Origin of the sequence: Methylobacterium sp. Leaf361 (assembly GCF_001424445.1) — a bacterium.
Lineage (GTDB): Bacteria > Pseudomonadota > Alphaproteobacteria > Rhizobiales > Beijerinckiaceae > Methylobacterium.
In genome coordinates, this window is the sequence record NZ_LMPY01000089.1 from 124,039 (window position 1) to 144,633 (window position 20,595).

The window sequence follows — 20,595 nt, forward strand, 5'->3', positions numbered from 1 at the left end:
GCGTGCTCCTCAGGCGGCCTGGACGCGGCGCGTCAGCAGCCGGGCGATGATGAGCACCACGAAGGTGATCACGAACAGGATGCAGCCCAGCGCCATCAGCGCGTTCAGCTGGAGGCCGTCCGCCTCGTTGAACTCGTTGGCGATGCGCGACGCGATGGTCGAGCTCGGGTCGAAGATCGAGGCCGAGAGCCGGTTGGCGTTGCCGACCACGAAGGTCACCGCCATCGTCTCGCCGAGCGCCCGGCCGAGGCCGAGCATGATCGCGCCGATGATCGAGACGGCCGCCTGCGGCACCAGCACGTGGCGCACGACCTCCCAGGTGGTGCAGCCGATGCCGTAGGCGCTCTCGCGCAGCACGGTCGGGATCTGGTCGAGCATGTCCCGGGCGATCGAGGCGATGAACGGCACGATCATGATCGCCAGGATGATCCCGGCGGTGAAGACGCCGACGCCCGACGGCACCCGGGCGTAGAACAGCGTGCCGACGATCGGCATGCCCTCCACGAGGTTCGAGACCGGGATCTGGACGTAGCGCGCCAGGAGCGGCGCGAACACGAACAGGCCCCACATGCCGTAGATGATGCTCGGCACGGCCGCGAGCAGCTCGATCGTCATGGCGACCGGCTTGCGGGCCCAGCCCGGGCAGAGCTGGGTGAGGTAGACCGCGATGCCCAGCGAGACGGGCACGCCGATCAGCAGGGCCAGGAAGGCGGAGGCGACGGTCCCGATCACCGCGACCAGGGCACCGTACTGCTCGGTCCCGACGTTCCAGGCGCTGGAGGTCAGGAAGCCGAAGCCGAACTCGCGGAAGGCGGGCCAGCCGCCGTACAGGATCGAGCCGAGGATGCCGGCGAGCACGAGCAGCACCAGCAGGGCCGCGCCGTACGAGCAGGTCCGGAACAGCGTGTCGAGGCTCCGGCTCGGCGCCTTCCGCGCGGTCGCGGAACGGGTTCGGCCGAGGGCGATCGATTCGGTCAAAGCGGGCATCCGCGGTTCTCTGCGAAGGGGGGCGTGGTAGCGCGGTGCGTTCCCGGAAGCGAGGGAGGAGGTTCTCACCCCCTCCCCGCCACGCTCACATGTTGAGGACAGGCTTGCCGTCCTTGCCCTTCACGTCCTTCCACTCCTGGTGGATCAGTTCGACGACGTTGTCCGGCAGCGGGACGTAGTCGAGGTCGGTGGCGAGCGTGTCGCCGTTCTTGTAGGCCCAGTCGAAGAACTTGAGCACGGCGGCGGACTTGGCCGGGTCGGCGGCGTCCTTGTGGACCAGGATGAAGGTCGCCGCCGTGATCGGCCACGCCGCCTCGCCCGGCTGGTTGGTCAGCGAGATGCCGAAGCCCGGGGTCGCCTTCCAGTCGGCGCTCGCCGCCGCGGCCTGGAACGCCTTGTCGTCGGGCTGCGGGTACTGGCCGGCCTTGTTCTGCAGCAGGGCGTAGGAGAGCTTGTTCTGCTTGGCGTAGGCCGACTCGACGTAGCCGATGGCGTTCGGAACCTGCTTGACGGTGGCGGTCACGCCCTCGTTGCCCTTGCCGCCCTGACCGACCGGCCAGGAGATCGTCGTGGCCGCGCCGTACTCCTTCTTCCAGGGCTCGGAGACCTGGGACAGGTAGGTGGTGAAGATGTTGGTCGTGCCCGACGCGTCGGAGCGGTAGACCGGGGTGATGTTGGCGTCGGGCAGCTTCAACCCGTCATTGAGCTTGGCGATGCGCGGATCGCTCCACTTCGCGATCTTGCCGGCGTAGATGTCGGCCAGCACGTCGCCGGTGAGCTTCAGCTTGCCGGGCTCGATCCCGGGGATGTTCACCACCGGCACGACGCCGCCCATCACGGTCGGGAACTGGACGAGGCCGTCCTTGGCCAGCTGCTCGGGCTTCAGGGGCGCGTCGGTGGCGCCGAAATCGACCGTCTTGGCCTGGATCTGCTTGATGCCGCCGCCGGAGCCGATCGACTGGTAGTTGAGGCCCGAGCCGGTCTCCTTGCGATAGGCCTCGGCCCACTTCGAGTAGACCGGGAACGGGAAGGTGGCGCCGGCGCCGGTGATATCGGCGGCGAGCGCCGCGGACGCCAGCTGAACCGTCGCGAGGCCGACGGCGAGCGCGTAAGCGAAGGGTCTCAAAGGAATCTCCGTTGCCGTCGGGCTAGAGCCTGCGCTGCCCCGCCGGCGGGCCCGTGCCCGCGGCAGAGCCCTGCGGCCGATCTTCCGAAGAGACCCAGCGCCGGCCGCCCGATGGCCGGGCGGTTACGACAAGTAGATGACACCGGGATGACACGGGGGATGACGGGGGGGACGACACGGGGGACGACACCGCGCGTCGGCCGGGCGCGGCACGGTTCCGGCCTCTCGCGCGTTCCTCTCTGCCAGGAGCGGCAGCCGGCAGCAGAAGGACGCGCGGATCGTGGGCGGCGACGAGGTGGATGCGGCGACGGAATCCGATCCGGCCTGGCTGGCCCTGCACGCCGAGCGGGAGGCCGTGGAGCGGGCGCTCGCGCTGGCGCAGGCCCGGCAGAAATTCAGCCCCGACCCGGACGCGGCCTCCGCGGCGCGCGTCGAGGAGGCGGAGCTGCTGGTGAGCCTCGACCGCGTGCTGACGCTGATTCGTGCGGCCGAGTACCGTCGCCGGCCGGGGGCGCGCCGCTGGTGAGGCCGCCGCCCCGGGTCAGACAGCCCGGCGCAGCTCCCGCTCCTTCTGGCGCAGGCGCAGGAGCAGCTCGACATGCGTGTCGGTGATCGGCTGCGTGTCGACGCTGCCCTCGTAGACCGTGCGGAGCGTGAGGCCGAGCTGGCGGATGTCGACCGCCCGCTTCAGGGGCTGTCCCGCGGGCAGAGACCCATCGGAGTCGACGACTGACGGCTTCATGGCTCCTCCCGCCCTTCGACCGCCCAACCCTGCCGCGGTACCGGGATGGCAGCATTCTCGCGATGAATAGTTAACGAATTGTTACCTTCAACCAACGGTTAAGGTTGACGCCGGTTCACGCGTCGGCGCCCTGGAGGAGTCGCGCGGCCGCCGCCCGGGCCTCGTCGGTGACGGTGGCGCCAGCCAGCATCCGGGCGATCTCCTCGCGGCGCTCGGCGACCGGCAGGCTCGCCACCCGCGTGGCGACGCGGCCGGCCCCTTTCACGGGGGCCTTGGCGATCAGGAAATGCGTCTCCGCCCGCGCGGCGACCTGCGGCGCGTGGGTGACCGCGACCACCTGGACGGTCGCCGCCAGCCGGGCGAGCCGCATCCCGATGGCGTCCGCCACCGCACCGCCCACGCCGGTATCGATCTCGTCGAAGATGAGCGTCGGGGCCGAGCCCTTGTCGGCCAGCACGACCTTCAGCGCCAGCATGAAGCGCGACAGCTCGCCGCCCGAGGCGACCTTCATCATCGGGCCGGGCTTGGTCCCGGGATTGGTCTGGGCCCAGAACTCGACCCGGTCGGTGCCGGCCGGGTCGCGGGAATCCGGGTCCGTGGCGATCTCGGTGATGAAGCGGGCGCGCTCCAGCTTGAGCGGCGGCAGCTCGGCCTTCACGGCCGCGTCGAGCTGCTTGGCCGCCCGGCGCCGCCCGGCGCTGAGCTTCTCGGCCGCCTCGGCGTAGGCGGCCTCCGCCGTCGCGAGCGCCTGCTCCAGCCCGGCCAGAGCCGCCTCGCCGGCATCGATCGCCGCAACGTCGCCGGCGTAGCGCTCCGCCAGGGCGGCGAGGTCGTCGGCCGCGACGTCGTACTTGCGGGACGCGGCGCGCAGGGCGAAGAGCCGCTCCTCGACGCGCTCCAGGTCGCGGGGATCGAACTCCGTCTCGGCCACAGCCGCCTCGAGGACCGCACGGGCTTCGTCGAGGGCGACCATCGCGGCGTCGAGGACGTTCACGCACGGGTCCACCAGGGCCGGCAGCTGCGCCGCGCGCCGCTCCAGCTTGCGCAGGGCGGCCGAGAGGTGCGGCACGCCGGAATGGGGGCCGCCGACGGCCTCGAGCGCCTCGTTGAGCTCGCGCGCGACCTTCTCGGATTGCTGCATGATCGTGCGGCGCTCGGCGAGCTGGGCCTCCTCACCGGCGAGCGGCGCCAGTGCGGCGAGCTCCTCCACGGCGTGGCGCAGGAAGTCGGATTCCTTGCGGGCCGCCTCCACGCGGGCGCGGTGCTCGGCGAGTTCGGTGCGGGCATGCCGCACGGTCCGCGACGCGGCGGCGACCTTCGCGAGCTGGGTCTGGAGGCCGCCGAAGGCATCGAGGATCGCCCGGTGCGAGGCGGGGTCGGCCAGCGCCCGGTCATCGTGCTGACCGTGGATCTCCACGAGAGCCGCGCCGATCGCCCGCAGGACCTGCACGCCCACCGGCTGGTCGTTGACGAAGGCGCGGGTCCGGCCGTCCGCCATCTGGGTCCGGCGCAGGATCAGGTCGCCCTCGGTGTCGATCTCGGCCTCGGCCGCGATCCGGCGCGCCGGATGGTCGAGGGGCAGATCGAACACCGCCGTGACCGCGCCCTGCGCCTCGCCGTGGCGGACGAGGCGGCCGTCGCCGCGGCCGCCGAGCGCCAGGGCGAAGGCGTCGAGCAGGATCGATTTGCCCGCGCCCGTTTCCCCAGTCAGGACGCTGAGTCCTGATCGGAAATTCAGTTCGAGCCTGTCGATCAGGACGATGTCGCGGATCGCGAGCTGCGCCAGCATGCGGCGACGGGGATTCCTCAGGATGGGACCGCAGACATAAGGCCGCCGCGGCGCGGATTCACCCCAAAAATGCGTCGCACCGCGCGGTTGGTGCAACGCGCCGGGCGCCGCAATGGGAAAGGCCCGGAGCGGCGGCTCCGGGCCTCGAGGTTTCGTGGGCGGTCCCCGCGCGGGCGCGGCGGCTTACTGGGCCGAGGCGGTCTTGCCCGTGACGGTCCGGTAGATCTTCGAGAGGAACGAGCTCTTCTCCTCGCGGGGCTCGAGACCGCCCTGCGCCAGCAGCGCGTGGGCGTCCTTGTACCAGGAGCTCTCCGGGAAGTTGTGGCCGAGCACCGCGGCGGCGTTCTGCGCCTCCTGGGTGATGCCGAGCGCCCAGTAGGCCTCGGTCAGGCGCTCGAGCGCCTCCTCGGCGTGCCGGGTGGTCTGATACTTGGCGACCACGTCGCGGAAGCGGTTGATCGCCGCCGGGAAATTGCGCTTCTCGAGGTAGAAGCGGCCGATCTCCATCTCCTTGCCGGCGAGCTGATCTCGGGTGATCTGGATCTTCGCCTTCGCGTCCGCGGCGTATTCGGAGGTCGGGTACTTCTGCACCAGCTCCTGCAGCGCGACGAGGGCCTTCTCGGAGCGCTCCTGATCGCGGGTGACGTCCGGGATCTGCTTATAGTTCGACATCGCCATCAGGTACTGCGCGTAGGCCGCATCCTTGCTGGCCGGATGGCGCTGCAGGTAGCGCTTCGAGGCGCTGATCGCGTCGTCGTACTTCTGGCCCTCGTAATTGGCGTAGGCCGTCATCAGCAGCGCCTTCCGGGACCAATCGGAGTACTGGTACTGCTTGTCCAGGCTGTCGAACTTCTTGACCGCGCCCTCGTAGTCGCTGTCCTCGAGCTTGGCGAGGCCGTCGCTGTACAGCTTGTCGGCCGGAACGTCCGGCACGACCTCGGGCTTGTACTTCTCGGCGAAGATGCTCGTCGGGTCGAAGTCGCAGCCGCCGAGGCCCAGGCCGAGGACGGCCACGAGGGGCGCCGCGAAGGCCGCTGCCCGGCGATGACGAATGGTGACAGGCATCTGGCGCTCTTTCCCGGAACCGGCGCCGTTGCGCGCCGTCATGCCATCGCGTGGGTGGATCCGGCCCGCCCCGGGCCGTGCCCGCCGTTCACGGACCGTTAAACCGTGCCGTTCGATTCGGGCACGAAAGCGGCAAGGCTGCGGCAGTCAGGATCGGTTGCGGGCTGTGGCCCGTCGGTCACAGGGGCTACAGGTCGCCCGCGAAGGCGGCGAGGCCCAGGCCGGCGCCGAGTTCGGACAGCACGGTCTCGCGGCGCGAGCCCTGCGCCTCGACGATGGCGTAGTTCGCCCGGTCGGCGAACAGGGCCGACAGCACCCCGACATTCATCCGGTGGCCGCCGCAATAGGAGCGGTAGGCTCCCTGGATCGGCAGGCCCGCCAGGGCGAGGTCGCCGATGGCGTCGAGGATCTTGTGGCGGACGAACTCGTCCTGGAAGCGCAGGCCCTCGGGATTGACCACCGCGGTCTCGCCGACCGCCACGGTGTTCTCCAGGGAGGCGCCGAGGGCGAAGCCCGCCTTCCAGTAGCGCTCCACGTCCCGCATCATCCCGAAGGTGCGGGCGCCGGCGATCTCGCGGCGGTAGGTCGCGGGCGACAGGTCCATCGCCTTGCGGGAACGGCCGATCACCGGGCTCTCGAAGTCGATCTCGACGTCGAGGCGGAAGCCGCGGTCGATCGGGCGCAGTTCCGCGAAGGATGTCCCGGTCTCGATGCGGACGTGGCGGAGGATCTTGAGCCAGCGCCGCGGCGTGTCGCAGGTGGCGATGCCGGTCTGGTCGATCGCCTGGACGAAGGGGAGCGCGGACCCGTCGAGGATCGGCATCTCGGGGCCGTCGATCTCGACCAGAGCGTTGTCGACGCCCAGCCCGTACAGGGCGGACATCAGGTGCTCGACGGTGGCGACCGCGCCGGTCTCGACGTCACCCAGGACGGTGCAGAGTTCGGTGGCGGAGACGAGGGCGTGATGCGCCTTGATCAGGCGGTCGTTGCCGTGGGTGGTGCCGGTGCGGAGGAAGGCGATGCCGTGATTGGCCGGAGCGGGTCGGATGGTGATCTCGGCGGGGTTGCCGGAGTGAACTCCGATCCCCGAGAGAGTCGCCGGCCCTTTGAGGGTCGTCTGTTTATGCGTTCGCATTCCTTAGCCCCCGGGCGCGATCATTTCCGCCACCCCGACTGGGGGTGAGGAGAAACTGACTGATCCGTCCGCTGCTTGATGCCCTAGCCCACGCGATCAGGTTGTGTCCTGCTGCGTGTCGTCTCGATCACATGGTTTCTATAGCTGCGCCGCACAGGGCAGCCAAATCACGGATTCTTACGGTCTGTTACAGACACGCTTAGCGGTTCGTAACCACAAAGCGCTGCTCCACCAAAGGCTTAAAGGTTGGTTAATGCGTGACTAACCCGCGGCCGTTCTGTGGCGCGGATGCACCATGCGCCGCGGCTCGAGAGCCGCGGCGCACAGCCTCGTCGAGCCCTATTTCTCACCGCAACAACCATGAGTTGCTTTGCTGCAGCGCGAAGGGGCCGGCGGTTTCCCGCCAGCCCCGGGCCGTGCCGGAGACCCGGCCCGGTCAGTTCGCCTGACGGCGGAGGAAGGCCGGGATCTCGAGCTGATCGTCGTCCATCATCCGCGGCTGGGGCGCGGCCCGTCCCTGACCGTCGAGGTTGCCCTGGGCCGGGCGGTACTGCGGGACCGCGGGGGCGGCCGGAGCGCGCGGGGCCGGCGGCACGTGGGGCTGCGCCATGTGGGGCTGGGCCATGTGAGGCTGGGCCATGTGGGGCTGGGCCATGTGCGACTGGGCCATATGCGGCTGCGGGGCGGCGGGCGAGGCCGGCCGGGCCGCCGGGGCGCCGTCCATGTCCTCGCGGCGGCCGCCGAAGCCCACCGTCGCGAGCCGGCGCAGCAGCGAGGTCCGCTTGGATTCCGGGGCGGCCTCCTCGGCAGCGCGGTTCGCCATGATCTGCGTCTGGGCGATCGGCGGCAGCTCGTGGATCTGCGGCATCCGCGGGGCGCGGGCGAGCGGCGTGCCCGTCGGGGCGGCCGGACGCGGCGGCACGAACGGGCCGGCCTCGACGGCGGGCGCCGCCTCGACGCGCTGCGGCGCGGGGGCCGGGACGAACGGCGCCGCGGCGCGCGCCTGGACCGGGGCGAGCACGACGTCGTCGCGGGTCATCGGCGCGGCGGCCTCGATGCGGCTGTCGATCCGCGACTCGGGGCGCATCTCGGGGGCCGCGAGCGGCGCGGGGGCCGGGGCGGGCATCGGCGCCGGGGCGACCGATTCGGTGCGGATGCTCGGCACCGGCGAGGCGGCGCGCGAGCGGGCCTCGGCGCGCAGGCGCTCGGCGACCTCGGCGATGCGCTGCTCGGTCTCGGCGATGGCCGGGTTGTTGGGCGAGTTCGCCGAGATCAGCGCCGGCTCGATGCCGGTGGCGACCACCGACACGCGGATGATGCCGTCGAGGCTCTCGTCGAAGGTGGCGCCCAGGATGATGTTGGCGTCCTGGTCGACCTCCTCGCGGATGCGGGTGGCGGCCTCGTCGAGCTCGTAGAGGGTCAGGTCGGAGCCGCCGGTGATCGAGATCAGCAGGCCGCGGGCGCCCTTCATCGAGACGTCGTCGAGCAGAGGGTTGGCGATGGCGGCCTCGGCGGCGCGGTTGGCGCGCTTCTCGCCGGACGCCTCGCCGGTGCCCATCATAGCCTTGCCCATGCCGCGCATGATCGCCCGGACGTCGGCGAAGTCGAGGTTGATGAGGCCTTCCTTCACCATCAGGTCGGTGATGCAGGCGACGCCCGAGTAGAGCACCTGGTCGGCCATCGCGAAGGCGTCCGCGAAGGTGGTCTTCTCGTTGGCGACCCGGAACAGGTTCTGGTTCGGGATCACGATCAGGGTGTCGACCGCGGCCTGCAGCTCCTGGATGCCGGACTCGGCGGTCCGCATGCGGCGCATGCCCTCGAACTGGAACGGCTTGGTCACGACGCCGACCGTCAGGATGCCCATGTCGCGGGCCGCCCGGGCGATGACCGGCGCGGCGCCGGTGCCGGTGCCGCCGCCCATGCCGGCGGTGATGAAGCACATGTGGGCGCCGGAGAGCTGGTCGCGGATCTCGTCGATCACCTCGTCGGCGGCGGCCGAGCCGACCTCCGGGTGCGATCCGGCGCCGAGGCCCTGGGTGACGCCCAGGCCCATCTGGATCACCCGCTCGGCCTTCGAGGAGGTGAGCGCCTGCGCGTCGGTGTTGGCCACGACGAACTCGCAGCCCAGCAGGCCCGACTCGATCATGTTGTTGACGGCGTTCCCGCCGGCGCCGCCGACGCCGAAGACGGTGATGCGGGGCTTCAGTTCCCGGATGTCCGGCGCCTGGAGGGTGATGGCCATGGTGTCGAGCCTCTCGCTAACTGTGCTGTCCGTGCGACGCCTGGGCGCCGGATCCCTTCGAACCCCCCGCGCGAGCGGGCGGGCGTGAAACCTAGAAGCTGTCCCGGAGCCAGCGGCCGACCCGGTTCAGGTAGTTGTCGGTCCCGGTCGCCGCGAAGGCGCCGTGCCCCCGCGGCTCGAAATGCTCGGCATGGGCGACCTGCGGGTAGACGAGCAGGCCGACCGCCGCCGAGAAGGCCGGACCCTTGGCGGCTTCCGGCAGGCCCCGGATGCCGAGGGGCCGTCCGATCCGCACCTGACCCTGGAGGACGCGGCGGGCGACCTCGGGCAGACCGACGAGCTGGCTGGCGCCGCCGGTGAGGACGACGCGCCGCCCGGCCTGGGCGGCGAAGCCCGCGTCGCGCAGGCGGTCCCGCACCAGCTCGACCACCTCCTCGACGCGCGGCTTGATGATCCGCACGAGCTGCGAGCGCGGGATGTGGGCCGGCGCCTCGCCCTCGTCCTCGCCGACGCCGTGCACGGCGATCATGTCGCGGTCGTCGGAGGGAGTGGAGAGGGCCGAGCCGTAGAGGGTCTTCAGCCGCTCGGCCGCCGCCATGCGGGTGGAGAGGCCGCGGGCGATGTCCATGGTGACGTGGTGGCCGCCGACCGCCAGGGCGTCCACGTGGACGAGGTGGCCGCCGGAGAACACGCCGACGCTGGTGGTGCCGCCGCCCATGTCGACGACGCAGACGCCCATCTCGGCCTCGTCGTCGACCAGCGCCGAGAGGCCGGCCGCGTAGGGCGTGGCGATCACCGCCTCGACGCCGAGGTGGCAGTGCTCCACCGCCAGCATGACGTTGCGGGCGGCCGCGAGCTCGCTGGTCACCACGTGCAGGTCGACGCTGAGCGCCTCTCCGATCATGCCCGACGGGTCGATGACGGCGCCCTGCCCGTCGAGGGCGTAGCCGGTGGGCAGCGCGTGCAGCACGGCCCGGCCGGGGCTGACGCCGTGAGCGCTGGCGGTCTCGAGCACCCGCTCGACGTCGCTGCCCGTGACGGTGCCCGAGCGGACGTTCACCCGCGCCTGGAAATGCTGCGAGGCGAGCCGGCCGCCCGACATGTTGACGATGACCGACTGGACCTCGACCTTGGCCATCCGCTCGGCGGCGTGGACCGCCTGCCGGATCGCGCTCTCGGCCGCGGCGAGATCGACGATGGCGCCGCCCTTCAGGCCCAGGGAGCGCTGGTGGCCGATGCCGATGATGCGCGCGAGGTGCGTGCGGCCGCGGAGCGTCGTGAGCGCTTCGGCGGGCTGCAGCTCGGCGATGAGGCAGACCACCTTGCTCGTGCCGATGTCGAGCACCGAGAGGGTGGTCGAGCGCCGGGCGGAGAGCGGCTTCAAGCGCGGCGTGAGGCCGTGTTGGCTGTGCATTGACGCTACCGGGCGCGGGATGCGGGACGGGCGGAGATCGACAGGAAGGGCATCAGCTGGCCGCGCCCTTCTTCTTCGCCTTCTGGGCTTCCGCGCGGGCGGCGGCGGCCTCCTCGGTCAGGCGCACCACCAGGCGGTCCGGCATGCGCAGGTCCACCGCGATGACGTCCTTCTCGAGCAGGTGGGCCTCGCGCTCGAACCGGACGAGGCGGGCGAGCGCCGCGGCCGGATCGACCTCCGGCAGGCGCACGTCGATGCCGTCGAACTTGAGGGTCCAGCGCCGGCCGGACACGTAGGTGCCGGCCTTGATCCGCTCGGCGAGCGGCCCCGCGGCGGCGATGAGGGCGAGGTACTCCGGAAGCTTGGTGTTGGCGTCCTCGCCGACCACCAGGGGCAGGCTGGCGTAGCGGTCGTCGCGCATGGCGTCGATGACGGTGCCGTCGGCGGCGATCACGCTGATCTCGCCGTTCTTCTGCCAGAGGGCCGCGGGCTCGCGCTCCACCTGGGTGATGGCGATCTCGTTGGGGTAGATCTTCCGGACCGAGGCCTGCGCGATCAGCGGCACGCGGAGCAGCCGCTCGCGCACGTCGTTGACGTCGAGGAAGGGAACCGAGGAGCGCCAGTCGATCCCGGCGGCCGCCAGGACCTCGCGCTCGTACATGCGGGAGATGCCCGAGATGGTGACGCGCTCGACGCCGAAGCCGGCGACGCGCGCGGCGATGTCGAGGGGGCGGCCCTGCTCGGCCACGAACGCGTCGTAGCGGCCGCTCGCCACGAAACCGGCGAGCGCCACGGCGGCGGCGGAGACGGAGACCGCCACGATCCCGGCGCCGCGGGGCAGGCGCTCGCTCAGGCGCTGACTCGGGCGAGCCCGACGAACCGAGAGCGACCGGGACATGCCGCGGCCGGTGAGCCGGCCCAGGATCGCGCAGGCGAGGCGCGCGGGACCGCTCCGGCCGGCGGCGTCGCCGCTCAGCGATTCAGGGAAGCGTCCTCCACCATCCATCGGACGAGCTCACCGAAACTCAGGCCCGCATGGGCCGCCATCTCCGGCACAAGGCTCGTCTGGGTCATGCCGGGTTGCGTGTTGACCTCCAGCACCACGAGCAGACCGGTTCCACCCGGTGTGTCGTCGTAGCGAAGGTCGGCACGGCTGACGCCCCGACAGCCCAGTGCTTGATGCGCCGTTAACGACAGTTCTTGGACACGCTGGTAAACATTTGGTTTAAGTTCGGCCGGGAGCACGTGCACCGAGCCCCCCGGGGCGTACTTGGCGTCGTAATCGTACCAATCGCCTGTGGCGGCCTTCACCTCGATCACCCCGAGGGCCTTGTCGCCCATCACGCCGCAGGTGAGTTCGCGGCCAGCAATGTAAGGTTCTGCAAGGACTTGCTCGCCGAACGTCCACTCCTCGGAGGCGAGGATCTGGGGCGGGTGCGAGCGGCCGTCGCGCACGATGATCACACCCACCGATGAGCCTTCCGCGATCGGTTTCACGACGTAGGGTGGCGGCAGGGGGTGTGTCCTGGCGGCCTCACGACGGTTAACGATCCGGCCCTCGGGCACGTCGACGCCGGCGGCGCGCATGACGGTCTTGGCCCGCTCCTTGTTCATGGCGAGCGCCGACGCGAGGACGCCGGAATGGGTGTAGGGGATCTTGAGGATCTCCAGCAGGCCCTGGATGGTGCCGTCCTCGCCGTCCGGCCCGTGGAGCGCGTTGAAGGCCACGTCCGGCCGGAGCGCCGTCAGCACCGCGGCGATGTCGGGGCCGACATCGACCCGGGTGACCCGGTAGCCCTCCCCTTCGAGCGCGTCGGCGCAGGCCTTGCCGGAACTGAGGGAGACCTCGCGCTCGGCGGAGGTGCCGCCCAGCAGGACGGCGACGTGCTTGGACATCAGGGCACCTCGAATAGGTCGGCTTCAATCAGGATCTGAGCGCACCGGTCCGTCCGGAACACCGCTCTCACGTCGTGCCGGCGGGGCGGCCGATGCGCCGGATCTCCCAGCGCAATGCGACCCCGCTGGTCTCCCGGACGCGGCGGCGGACCTCCTCGCCGAGCCCCTCGATATCGGCCGCGCTCGCAGTACCGGTATTGATCAGGAAGTTGCAGTGCATCTCGCTGACCTGGGCGCCGCCCCGCCTCAATCCGCGGCAGCCGGCGGCGTCGACGAGCTGCCACGCCTTGCCGCCGTCCGGGTTGGCGAAGGTCGAGCCGCCGGTCCGCTCGCGGATCGGCTGCGCGGCCTCGCGGGCGGCGGTGACCCGCTCCATCTCGGCCTCGATGGCGACCCGGTCGCCGGGCCGCCCGCGGAAGACGGCGCGCGTGAAGATCACGTCCTCCGGGGCGTCCGAGTGCCGGTAGGAGAAGCCCATGTCGGCGTGGCTGAAGGTGCGCAGCGCGCCCCCGCGGTCGATGCCGCGGGCCTCGACCAGCACGTCGGTGGTCTCGCCACCATGCGCGCCCGCGTTCATGCGCAGCGCTCCGCCGATCGAACCCGGGATGCCGCGGTAGAAGGCGAGCCCGTCGAGCCCAGCCTCGGCCGCCGCCTTGGCGAGGCGCATGTCCGGGACCGCGGTACCGACGGTCAGGGTGTCGCCGTCGACCGCGATGCTGCCGAAGGCCTTGCCGCCGAGGCGCACGACCACGCCCGGCACGCCGCCGTCCCGCACGATCAGGTTCGAGCCGAGCCCGATCACCGTGACCGGCACGTCCGGATCCAGAGCGGCGAGGAGGCGGGCAAGATCCTCCTCGTCGGCCGGGGTGAACAGCACCTCGGCCGGTCCGCCGACCCGGAACCAGGTGAGGTCGGCGAGCGGCTGGTCGGCGAGCAGGCGCCCGCGGAGGTCGGGCGCGGCGGCCCGGATGCGATCGTGCAGAGAGGCGGTCATCTGTGTGTCTCCCCTCGCCCCGCCCGCGGGGAGAGGGATGCGGCGATCCTGGTGTCGTCGCATCGGGGTGGCAGCGGACGCTGCGAGGCCGGGGTCCGGAGAGTCACCGCCGGGTTCATCCTCGGAGCGCAGCCCGAAGTGGACGGTCGAGGGGGCCGCCGACCCGAGAGGCCTCCCGGGGCGGGCTGACGCACCGCGCCTACCGTCCCCGCGCGGCGAGTTCGTCCGGCAGGGCGTAGGCCCACTGGGTGATCGTGCCGGCGCCGAGGCACACCACGTAGTCGCCGGGCTTGGCGAGGTCCGCGATGATACCCGCGAGTTCCTCCGGCCGCTCCAGGGCCCGGGCGTCGCGGTGACCGCGGGAGCGCAGGCCGGCCACGAGGCTGTCGCGGTCGAAGCCCTCGATCGGCTGCTCGCCGGCCGCGTAGACCGGCGCCACGATGACCGTGTCGGCATCGTTGAAGCAGGTGCAGAAATCGTCGAACAGCGATTGCAGCCGGGTGTAGCGGTGCGGCTGCACCACGGCGATCACCCCGTGCTCGGTCGAGGCGCGGGCGGCCTTGAGCACCGCCTTGATCTCCACCGGATGGTGTCCGTAATCGTCGAAGATCGTCGCGCCGTTCCACTCGCCGGTGCGGGTGAAGCGCCGCTTCACGCCGCCGAACCCGGCGAGTGCCTGACGGATCGCGTCCGGCTTCACGCCGAGCTCGTGCGCGACGGCGAGCGCCGCGGTGGCGTTGAGGGCGTTGTGCTTGCCGGGCATCGGCAGGACGAGATCCTCCATCTCCATCCGGTAGCCCGGACGGCGGTCGCGGATCATCACCCGGAAGCGGCTCTGGCCGCCGCGCAGGTCCACGTCGATCAGGCGCACGTCGGCCTGCGGGTTCTCGCCGTAGGTGATGATCCGCCGGTCCTCGATGTGGCCGACGAGGTCCTGCACCACCGGGTGGTCGATGCACATCACCGCGAAGCCGTAGAACGGGATGTTGTCGATGAAGCGCCGGAACGCGTCCTTGATCGCGTCGAACGAGCCGAAATGGTCGAGATGCTCGGGATCGATGTTGGTGACGATCGCGACGTCGGCCGGCAGCTTCAGGAAGGTGCCGTCGGACTCGTCGGCCTCCACCACCATCCACTCGCCCGCCCCCATGCGGGCGTTGGTGCCGTAGGCGTTGATGATGCCGCCGTTGATCACGGTCGGGTCGAGGTTGCCGGCGTCGAGCAGCGTGGCGACGAGCGACGTGGTCGTGGTCTTGCCGTGCGTGCCGGCGATCGCCACGCAGGACTTGAAGCGCATCAGCTCCGCCAGCATCTCGGCCCGTCGCACCACGGGCAGGCGTCGCTCGCGGGCGGCCTGCAACTCGGGGTTGTCGCGCCGGATCGCGGTCGAGACGACGACGAGGGCGGCCTCCTCGACGTTCTTGGCATCGTGGCCCACGAAGGTGCGCATGCCCTTCTCGGCGAGACGGCGGACATTGGCGTTGTCGGAGGCGTCCGAGCCCTGCACCGTGTAGCCGAGGTTGTGCATCACTTCGGCGATGCCGGACATGCCGATGCCGCCGATGCCGATGAAGTGGATGGGGCCGAGCTTGTCGGGCAGCTTCATGGGTCGAACCGTCTGGTGGCGGGACCGCCGGTGCGGAATCCCTCAAGAAATCAGGTGCGGGCGGCCGTCTCGACGACGACCTCGGCCAGCCGCTCGGCGGCGTCGTGGATGCCCGCGCTTCTGGCCGCATCGGCCGCCGCGGTCAATTTTGCCGGCGTCTCGAAGCAGGCGGTCAGCTCCGCGGCGAGCCGTTCGGGCGTGAAATCCGGCTGCTTCACCGCCAGCGCCGCGCCGATCGCGTCGAGGGTCGCGGCGTTGGCGGCCTGGTCCTGGTCGAGGGAGCCTGGCAGCGGCACGAGGATCGCCGGGCGGCCGATCGCCGCGAGTTCCGATACCGTGGAAGCACCCGAGCGCGAGACCACGAGGTGGCTCGCGGCCATCCGCGCCGGCAGGTCCTTGAAGAACGGCGCCGCCTCGATCCCGGCGAGCCCCATGGCGAGATAGCGGTTCTGAACGGCCGTCAGGTCCTCGGGGCGGACCTGCTGGACGAGGTGCAGCCGGGCGCGCAGCGCGTCGGGCAGGCGGGCGATCGCCTCCGGCACGACCTCGCCCATCACGCGCGCGCCCTGGCTGCCGCCGAACACCAGGAGCCGCAGGGCGTCGCCCGCGCCGAAAGCGGGATACAGGACCTTGGCCGCCTCGATCACCGCCGGGCGGAGCGGATTTCCGGTGTGGATCCGCGGGGCCTTGGCCTTGTCGGGCACGCCGCGCACGACCTTGAAGCCGGTGGCGATGGTGCGGGCGCCCCGCGCCAGGAAGGCGTTGGCCCGGCCCATCACGGCGTTCTGCTCGTGCAGGATCGTCGGCACGCGCAGGATCTGGCCGGCGAGCACCGGCGGCACGGTCGGGTAGCCGCCGAAGCCCACGATGGCGGCCGGGTTGATCCGGCGGATCTCCTTCGCGGCCACGCCGAAGCCCCGGCCGAGGGTCAGCACGGCGCCGGCCCGCTTCAGCGGCGAGCGGCCGGACGGCGTCGCCGAGGCGATGGTCACCACCTCGGAGGCCGGGAACTCGGACGCGATGGCATCGACCCGGGCGTCGGTGGCGAGCGCCACCCGGATGCCGCGGGCGCGCAGGGCGTGGGCGAGGCTCTCGGCCGGGAACAGGTGGCCGCCGGTGCCGCCCGCGCAGAGCAGGATCGTGGGCGTGAAGACGGTCACCGCATCACCCCGGCGACGGTGGCGGGCGCGGTGCCGGGGGGCTTCTGGCTGAGCATGACGGTGCGGGGCCGCTTGCGGGTCAGGGCGACGAGGAAGCCGGTGCCGAGCGCCAGCGAGATCAGCGAGGAGCCGCCGTAGGAGACGAACGGCAGCGTCATACCCTTGGCCGGCATCAGCTGAGTGTTCACCGCCATGTTGATGCAGGCCTGCAGGCCGAACAGCGTGGTCAGGCCGGTGATCGCCAGCCGCGAGAAGGTGTCGTCGGTGCGCCGCGCGAGCTTGAGGCCGCGCAGGACGATGAAGGCGAACAGCGCCACGAGGCAGAGGCAGACGATCACGCCGAACTCCTCGCCGGTGACCGAGAAGATGAAGTCGGTATGCGCGTCCGGCAGGTGGCGCTTGGCCACGCCCTCCCCCGGCCCGGTGCCGAACCAGCCGCCCGAGCGGAACGATTCGCGCGACCAGAAATCCTGGAAGCCGCCGCCGGAATCCCGGTCGAGGAACTTGTTGAAGCGCTCGCGCACGTGGTGGAAGAACAGGTAGGCAGCGAACACACCTCCGAGGCCCAGCACGCCGAGGACGGCCACCCAGATCAGGTGGAGGCCGGCCACGAAGAACAGCGCGCACCACACCATGGTAATCAGCATGGTCTGGCCGAAATCGGGCTGGAGCAGCAGCGGCACGATGGTGATCGGCAGCAGTAGCAGCGCCAGGATGCCGCCCGGCATGTCGCGGCGCTGGGCGCCCTCCGAGAAGGCCCAGGCGGCGACGACCACGAAGGCCGGCTTCACGAACTCCGAGGGCTGCAGGCCGAAGGAGCCGAACTGGATCCAGCGATGCGCGCCCTTGATCTCGGGCCCGAACTTGCCGGCGAGCAGGCACAGGATGACGCCCAGGATCCACGTGACGAGCGCGAGCCGCCGGATGCCGCGCAGCGACAGGAACGAGACCGCGCAGATCAGCACGATGGTCGGCGCGAGGTACATCGCCTGCCGGTTGAGGAAGTAGAAGGTCGGCAGGCCGATCCGCTCGGCCACGGGCGGGCCGCCGCCCATCAGGAAGACGAGGCCCGCGACCATCAGCGCGAACAGCGCCGCGAGCAGGCCGCGGTCCACCGTCCACCACCAGTCCGTCAGGGGGGTGCGTTCCGCGCGTGACATCATGCCGGGCAACGACTCCAGGCCGCGCGGATGCCGATCCGCGCGGGTCGGCCGGGATCCTCGGCAGGAATGGTAAACGGAGCCTTATGACCGACAGGTCGGGGCGCGTCGGGGCGCGTCGGGGCACGTCAGGACGCGTCGGGACGCGCCGGCCACGCAGCCGGCGGCCCCTGGGATGCTGTATTAGGACGGCGCAATACTAGTAAAAAGACACTCTATGTTAATCTTCCCATTGCAACTTTCGGATGTATCGAACCGGCGGGTCGCGGTGCGCCGCGCCCGATCCGCCCAGCGGAAGCCGACGCGCCATGTTCTCTGCCCTGAACGTCCGTGAAGCGCATGCCAAGCTCGCGGCCCTCGACCGGGTTCAGGGCGTGATCGAGTTCGACCTGGCGGGGCGGATCCTGTCGGCGAACCGGAATTTCCTCGACGTCGTCGGGTACACGCTGCCGGAGATCGTCGGCCAGCACCACAGCATGTTCATGGAGCCCGCCCAGCGGGACGCGCCGGACTACCGGGCCTTCTGGGAACGCCTGCGCTCCGGCACCTTCGAGTCGGGCCAGTTCCAGCGGGTCGGCCGGGGCGGCCGGTCGATCTGGATCCAGGCCTCCTACAACCCGATGCTCGACGTCCGCGGCCGGCCCTATAAGGTGGTGAAGTTCGCCACCGACATCACGCAGCAGCGCACCGAGGAGGCCGACCGCGCCGGGCAGATCGCCGCGATCGACAAGGTGCAGGCGGTCATCGCCTTCGACCTCGACGGCACGGTGATCGCGGTGAACGACAATTTCCTCGCCGCGATGGGCTACAGCCGCGCCGAGGTGCTCGGGCAGCATCACAGCCTGTTCGTGGAGCCCGCCTACCGGGAGAGCGAGGCCTACCGGGCCTTCTGGGCGGCCCTGCGGAACGGCACCTATCAGGCGGCCCAGTTCCGGCGGATCGGCAAGGACGGGCGCGAAGTCTGGATCCAGGCCTCCTACAACCCGATCCTCGACGCCGCCGGCCGGCCCTACAAGGTGGTGAAATTCGCCACCGACATCAGCGATCAGGTCCGGCTGTTCGCCAACCTGCGGACCCTGATCGATCAGAACTTCGGCGAGATCGAGCAGGCGGTGACGCACTCGACCACGGCGGCCTCGCTGGCCTCATCGGCGGCGGACTCGACCTCCGGGAACGTCCAGACCGTGGCGGCCGCCGCCGAGGAGCTGGCGGCCTCGGTGGCGGAGATGTCCCAGAGCATCGTGCGCTCCCAGAGCGCCACCGACACCGCCTATGCCTGCGTTCAGGACGCGGACGGCCACACCAAGCGGCTGGCCGAGACCGCCACCGCCATGACCGGCATCGTCGGCCTGATCCAGGACATCGCCGGCCAGATCAACCTGCTGGCGCTGAACGCCACCATCGAGGCCGCCCGCGCGGGCGCGGCGGGCCGCGGCTTCGCGGTCGTCGCCTCCGAGGTTAAGGCGCTGGCCGACCAGGCGGCGCGCGCCACCGGTCAGATCAACGGCGAGATCGCCAGCGTGCAGCGCGTCTCGCAGGAGGTCGTGCAGGCTCTCAGCTCGATCGGGTCCTCGGTCTCGGTGATGCGCGAGACCGTGGTGGCCACCGCGGCCGCCATCGAGGAGCAGAGTGCCGTGACCCGGGATCTGGCCGAGAGCATGCAGAGCGCCGCGGGGGCCGTCACGGAGATCACCGGCAACATCGGGGCGATCGTCCAGTCGGTGGCCAACGTCTCGCATGCGGTCGACACCACCCGCGACGCCGCCAAGGTTCTGGCGCGCTGAGGTTCCGGCGCGCTGAAGTGGCGCTGCCTCAGGGCAGCGCCTGCACCAGCTCGCGGAAGCGGTTGCCGCGGATCTCGAAGTTCCGGAACTGGTCGTAGGACGCGCAGGCCGGCGACAGGAGCACCACCGGCTCCGGTGCGCCCGAGGCGGCGGCGTTCTCGGCGGCCTTCGGGACGGCGTTCTCGAGGGTCTCGCAGCGCGTGTAGGGCACGGCGCCCTCCAGGGTCGCCGCGAAGGCGTCCGACGCCGCGCCGATCAGGTAGGCGTGCGCGACCCGCTCGAAATACGGCACCAGCGGGAAGATCCCGCCCTCCTTGGCCTTGCCGCCGAGGATCCAGTGGATGTCCCGGAAGGCGGTGAGGGCCTTCTCGGTAGAATCCGCGTTCGTCGCCTTGGAATCGTTGACGAACAGCACGTGGCCGCGCCGCCCGACCTCCTCCATCCGGTGCGGCAGGCCCGGGAACGAGGTCAGGCCAGCCTGGATCTGCTCCGGCGACAGGTCGAGGGCCCGCGCGACGGCCACCGCCACCGCGGCGTTCTGCCAGTTGTGCGCCCCCCGCAGCGAGCCGATCCCGTTGGTGTCGGCGAGGGCCGTCCCGTCCGGCTCCCGGACGATCCCGTCGCGCACCGTCAGCGCGTCGGTGCACAGCACGTCGCCGTGGGGCACGTGGACGCGCACGAGGTCGGCGCCGCGGCGGTCCGCGATGGCGCGGCTCGGGGCGTCGTCGACGCCGACCACCGCGAGGTCGGCGCCCTGGATCAGGCGCTCCTTGATGGCCGCGTACTGCTCCATCGTGCCGTGCCGGTCGAGATGGTCCGGCGTGATGTTCATCAGCACGCCGACGCTCGGGTCGAGGCTCGGCGTCAGGTCGATCTGGAACGACGACATCTCGATCACGTGGACGCGGCCGGCGGCCGGCGGCTCCAGCGACAGGATCGCGGTGCCGATGTTGCCGCCCATCTGCACGTCGCGGCCCCCCTGCGCGAGCACGTGGGCGATCAGCGCCGTAGTGGTCGACTTGCCGTTGGTCCCGGTGATCGCCACGAACGGCGCCCCCGGCGCCTGCGCCCGCCGCTCCCGGCAGAACAGCTCGATGTCGCCGATGATCTCGACGCCGGCACCCCGGGCGAGCCGGACGCTCCAGTGCGGCTCGGGATGGGTCAGCGGCACGCCCGGGCTCAGCACGAAGGCGGCGAACGCGGACCAGTCGGCCGCGCGCAGGTCCCGCGTCTCGATGCCGGCCTCCCGCGCGCGGGCGAGGCTGTCGGCATTGTCGTCCCAGGCCTGCACGCCCGCGCCACCGGCCTTCAGCGCCAGCGCCGTGGCGAGCCCCGAGCCGCCGAGCCCGAACAGAGCGACGGTCTTGTCCTGGAAGACGGTGACGGGTGTCATGCGGAACTCTGGATGCGGCGACCGGACCCGGCCGACCCGAAGCGGACCCTCCTCCCGGGCGCCCCGCATCGGCGACCCCGAAGGCGGGCTCCCGGGATCGCG

17 protein-coding genes are annotated in these 20,595 nt (G+C 71.2%); 2 read left to right on the forward strand and 15 right to left on the reverse strand.

Going from position 1 to position 20,595, the window contains the following annotated elements; all coding sequences use genetic code 11:
* Positions 1-9: 9 nt before the first annotated feature.
* Positions 10-987, reverse strand: a complete 978-nt coding sequence (gene pstC, locus ASG32_RS31685; RefSeq protein ID WP_026605081.1) for a phosphate ABC transporter permease subunit PstC — start codon at positions 985-987, stop codon at positions 10-12.
* Between the two features lie 85 nt (positions 988-1,072).
* On the reverse strand, positions 1,073-2,113 hold the full coding sequence (gene pstS / locus ASG32_RS31690; RefSeq protein ID WP_020094138.1) for a phosphate ABC transporter substrate-binding protein PstS: 1,041 nt from the start codon (positions 2,111-2,113) through the stop codon (positions 1,073-1,075).
* A gap of 280 nt (positions 2,114-2,393) precedes the next feature.
* On the opposite strand from pstS, the gene ASG32_RS31695 reads away from it, so the two are divergent.
* Positions 2,394-2,639 (forward strand): hypothetical protein, encoded by a 246-nt coding sequence (locus ASG32_RS31695; protein ID WP_020094137.1) that lies wholly within the window; start codon positions 2,394-2,396, stop codon positions 2,637-2,639.
* A gap of 15 nt (positions 2,640-2,654) precedes the next feature.
* On the opposite strand, the gene ASG32_RS31700 is transcribed toward ASG32_RS31695, so the two are convergent.
* The 12 genes from ASG32_RS31700 to ASG32_RS31755 form a co-directional block, all read right to left on the reverse strand.
* The gene (locus ASG32_RS31700; RefSeq protein WP_056534035.1) at positions 2,655-2,855 is read right to left on the reverse strand and encodes a hypothetical protein; all 201 of its coding nucleotides are present in this window, start codon (positions 2,853-2,855) and stop codon (positions 2,655-2,657) included.
* Between the two features lie 115 nt (positions 2,856-2,970).
* Positions 2,971-4,644, reverse strand: coding sequence for a DNA repair protein RecN (gene recN, locus ASG32_RS31705; RefSeq protein WP_056534038.1), 1,674 nt, complete (start codon positions 4,642-4,644; stop codon positions 2,971-2,973).
* A 183-nt stretch (positions 4,645-4,827) separates the two neighbouring features.
* On the reverse strand, positions 4,828-5,709 hold the full coding sequence (locus ASG32_RS31710) for an outer membrane protein assembly factor BamD (RefSeq protein WP_056534151.1): 882 nt from the start codon (positions 5,707-5,709) through the stop codon (positions 4,828-4,830).
* 187 nt (positions 5,710-5,896) lie between these two features.
* Entirely contained in the window at positions 5,897-6,844 is a 948-nt protein-coding gene (lpxC, locus tag ASG32_RS31715) for a UDP-3-O-acyl-N-acetylglucosamine deacetylase (RefSeq protein WP_020094133.1), read from the reverse strand.
* Positions 6,845-7,280: 436 nt separating this feature from the next.
* A complete protein-coding gene (ftsZ, locus tag ASG32_RS31720) occupies positions 7,281-9,086 on the reverse strand; it encodes a cell division protein FtsZ (RefSeq protein WP_056534042.1) in 1,806 nt (601 codons plus the stop codon).
* 91 nt (positions 9,087-9,177) lie between these two features.
* The gene (gene ftsA / locus ASG32_RS31725; protein ID WP_012319319.1) at positions 9,178-10,500 is read right to left on the reverse strand and encodes a cell division protein FtsA; all 1,323 of its coding nucleotides are present in this window, start codon (positions 10,498-10,500) and stop codon (positions 9,178-9,180) included.
* A gap of 52 nt (positions 10,501-10,552) precedes the next feature.
* Complete coding sequence (locus ASG32_RS31730; protein WP_056534043.1) at positions 10,553-11,506, reverse strand: cell division protein FtsQ/DivIB; 954 nt, start codon at positions 11,504-11,506, stop codon at positions 10,553-10,555.
* On the reverse strand, positions 11,473-12,396 hold the full coding sequence (locus tag ASG32_RS31735; protein ID WP_020094130.1) for a D-alanine--D-alanine ligase: 924 nt from the start codon (positions 12,394-12,396) through the stop codon (positions 11,473-11,475). The genes ASG32_RS31730 and ASG32_RS31735 overlap by 34 nt, the downstream gene beginning before the upstream one ends.
* A gap of 67 nt (positions 12,397-12,463) precedes the next feature.
* Positions 12,464-13,390 (reverse strand): UDP-N-acetylmuramate dehydrogenase, encoded by a 927-nt coding sequence (murB, locus tag ASG32_RS31740; RefSeq protein ID WP_056534045.1) that lies wholly within the window; start codon positions 13,388-13,390, stop codon positions 12,464-12,466.
* A gap of 199 nt (positions 13,391-13,589) precedes the next feature.
* Entirely contained in the window at positions 13,590-14,996 is a 1,407-nt protein-coding gene (murC, locus tag ASG32_RS31745) for a UDP-N-acetylmuramate--L-alanine ligase (RefSeq protein WP_024830018.1), read from the reverse strand.
* A gap of 50 nt (positions 14,997-15,046) precedes the next feature.
* Positions 15,047-16,156: an undecaprenyldiphospho-muramoylpentapeptide beta-N-acetylglucosaminyltransferase gene (murG, locus tag ASG32_RS31750; RefSeq protein ID WP_056534047.1), complete on the reverse strand. Its 1,110-nt coding sequence runs from the start codon at positions 16,154-16,156 to the stop codon at positions 15,047-15,049.
* On the reverse strand, positions 16,153-17,319 hold the full coding sequence (locus ASG32_RS31755) for a putative peptidoglycan glycosyltransferase FtsW (RefSeq protein WP_056534049.1): 1,167 nt from the start codon (positions 17,317-17,319) through the stop codon (positions 16,153-16,155). Before ASG32_RS31755 ends, murG begins: the two co-directional genes overlap by 4 nt.
* A gap of 305 nt (positions 17,320-17,624) precedes the next feature.
* On the opposite strand from ASG32_RS31755, the gene ASG32_RS31760 reads away from it, so the two are divergent.
* The gene (locus ASG32_RS31760; RefSeq protein WP_020094125.1) at positions 17,625-19,100 is read left to right on the forward strand and encodes a PAS domain-containing methyl-accepting chemotaxis protein; all 1,476 of its coding nucleotides are present in this window, start codon (positions 17,625-17,627) and stop codon (positions 19,098-19,100) included.
* Positions 19,101-19,128: 28 nt separating this feature from the next.
* Here ASG32_RS31760 and murD read toward each other — a convergent pair whose 3' ends face one another.
* On the reverse strand, positions 19,129-20,493 hold the full coding sequence (gene murD / locus ASG32_RS31765; RefSeq protein WP_056534154.1) for a UDP-N-acetylmuramoyl-L-alanine--D-glutamate ligase: 1,365 nt from the start codon (positions 20,491-20,493) through the stop codon (positions 19,129-19,131).
* Positions 20,494-20,595: the final 102 nt, after the last annotated feature.